This is a genomic window from Nocardia sp. NPDC004722 (assembly GCF_053601505.1).
This window is the reverse complement of the sequence record NZ_JBSGBY010000953.1, coordinates 1-2,077: the sequence shown is the minus strand read 5'-3', so window position 1 is coordinate 2,077 and position 2,077 is coordinate 1. Positions and strand designations below refer to the sequence as shown.

The 2,077-nt window shown below is 66.7% G+C and carries 2 protein-coding genes; one reads left to right on the top strand and one right to left on the bottom strand.

Annotation, left to right across the window (positions count from 1 at the left end):
* A partial coding sequence (locus ACWELQ_RS44500) for an HD-GYP domain-containing protein (protein ID WP_452402987.1) occupies window positions 1–1,201 on the bottom strand: 1,201 nt, incomplete at its 3' end.
* A gap of 695 nt (window positions 1,202–1,896) precedes the next feature.
* Between ACWELQ_RS44500 and ACWELQ_RS44495 the strand changes: the two genes are divergently transcribed.
* On the top strand, window positions 1,897–2,077 hold a 181-nt coding region (locus tag ACWELQ_RS44495; RefSeq protein WP_452402986.1), incomplete at its 3' end, for a hypothetical protein.

Here is a 2,077-nt window from a genome sequence, read left to right as displayed (position 1 = left end):
GCGGGCGGTCTTCGGTCATGGCGTCGAAGACGTCGGCGGCGGCCAGCAGGCGCGCGGCGGGGGACTGGTCGTGTGCGCGCACGCCGCGGTGGTAGCCGCTGCCGTCGAGGCGTTCGTGGTGACCGGCGGCGACCTCGGCGAGATCGGCCAGGCCGGGGCAGCGGCGCAGCACGCGGTCGGTCCAATAGCTGTGCAGCCGAATGCGTTCCCAGTCGCCGATGCCGACGGGACCGGGGTGGTCCCAGATCGAACTCGAGACCGCGACTCGGCCGATGTCGTGCAGCAGCGCGGCCGCGCGCAGGCTCGCCCGGTCGGTGTTCGAGAGTCCGGCGAGATCGCCTGCGGCATCGGACAATTCGGCGACGTGTGCCGAATGTCCCAGCAGATAGCGGCCTTTCAAATCGACGACGACGGCCAGTGACCGGCACAGGTGGTCGCGTTGCTCGGGCCGGATCAGGCTCGGCAGTCCGGGTTCGGCGCTGATCACCGCGGTCAGCAGGTCGGGCTGGTCGAGCACGGCCCAGACGGCGTCCGCGTCGGCGGCGAAGACGGCGACCAGGTCCGGGTCCAGGTGGCCGCCCGCTCGCCGGTGCAGCTCGGCCAGGCTCGCCGCGCGGTCACGGCCGCGAAAGGCCAGCACCGCCTGTTCGGCCAAGTGCAGGATGCGCCCGGCCAGCGACAGTTCCTCGCCGCGCAGCCGATCGGGCGCGCCCAGTCCGTCGAATCGCTCCTTGACCTCGGTAAGTGCCAGTACGGCCGCCTCGGGCAGCCCCAGACGCGGTCCCAGCGCCCGGCTGACCTCGCACACCGAGCGGACCGCGAACGGCGCTCCGGCGGGCGATTCGGTGGCATAGCGGCGGGCCAGAGCGGGCTGGCTGCCCGGTGCCCAATCGCCGAAAGTGCTCAGTTGTGCGGTGAAGACGTCCTGGTCACCCGGGTCGAGGGTGTGGAAGGCGCGCTGAAAGGCGATGTCGTCGGCGTAGGACTCGGCGTTCTCCGAGGCCCGGGAGGTGCAGCCGACGGCCGCGAGCAGCGCGGCGTGGAAGACGATGCGGCGATCGGCCTGGTCCAGGCCCAGCCGGGCGGCGACCGCGTCGGCCACCAGGCAGACCGCCAAGCCCTTCTCGAATGGCATTCCGGTGGCGAGATCGGTGGTGAGCGAGAGGGCCGCCAGCACCTCGGTGACCCGGATGGATGCCATGTCGGAACCCTAATCCGGCTTTCGTTACATCGCAGGATGATTACGGTGCGTGACAAATGTGACTAATGTGATTTGAGTTAATAATTGTGATTTGCTGGGACGTTACTTTCGGAATGCGAAACGCCGATGCGTCGTCGGTAAATCGGGCAAATAGACGTATATCGCGATCTTGGGGCTAAATTTCTCTGTGATCTGAAACACTTTGTGTTTCGAATTGAATGACCAGGTCAGCGCTTGTATTAATGCAGGTCCCGAAGCTGCCACTCGGGTCGGTTCACCGTGTGTTCACTTTTGGTTCAGACCGTGTTAACTATGCGCTATCAAGCTGTGACCTTGTCGGAAACAGACCACGAGTCTGAATGGCGCAAGGAGATGTGAACACACATGCGGAACGTGATCACCACATCGGTGCGATGAGGCAACCCACCTCGGTGGGTTAGACAGAGCGGCCGGGAGGCCGCGAAACGTCTCCGCAGCTCTCCGCGCAGAGCGTCAACTCCATTGACGACGGTGCGCCAATTCCATTGACCCGGACAGGGTTTCACAACAGCAACCACAACAGCCCCGCAGTGCGTCGGTGAGCGTCGGGAGACGCCCGCCTGGTCGAGCGCTGCCTCCTTCAGGCCCACGGGCCCGAAACCGAACAGGACGAAATTGTTATGACTGCTCTCAGTGACCCCGCTAGACGTAGCAAGGTGATTGCCACCGCTCGCACGGTCGGCACCGCCGCGCTCGCTCTCGGCGTCTTCGGCTCCATCATCACCGCCGCGGGCTCCGCCAACGGCGATGTCGAGCCCGCCGCGCTGAAGGCCACCCTGGTGGCCGCCGCGGCCCCGGCGGCCCCGGCCGCCGCGCCGGCCCACGAGCAGCCCGCCC